Raw genomic sequence first — 271 nt, forward strand, 5'->3', positions numbered from 1 at the left:
TTTTTGTGATGTATGCCTTGATTCTTTACATATTCCAATGTCTTTTCGACGACGGACTGGCTGACGGAGAAAACACCATATCCATTCTGCCATGCGAATGTGCTATAATATGGTTCTATTGTTTTCATCCATCTACTACTGTTGCGTTTTACCTCCTCCACCACATGTGATATAGCAACGTCCTTTGACAATAGGAATAAAATATGTATATGATCGCATATTCCACCTACCTGTATTACTTTGCAGCCTGTGGCATTAACCAGTTGTCCTA

Annotated in this window: 1 protein-coding gene; it reads right to left on the reverse strand. The window is 39.5% G+C overall.

Annotated elements, in window-relative coordinates; all coding sequences use genetic code 11:
- Window positions 1-263, reverse strand: a 263-nt coding sequence (locus tag KM934_RS13065) for a transposase (protein WP_252345018.1), incomplete at its 3' end; no start/stop codon positions are given.
- Between the last annotated feature and the right edge of the window lie 8 nt (window positions 264-271).

Source organism: Hallella faecis, assembly GCF_018789675.1.
GTDB classification, from domain to species: domain Bacteria; phylum Bacteroidota; class Bacteroidia; order Bacteroidales; family Bacteroidaceae; genus Prevotella; species Prevotella faecis.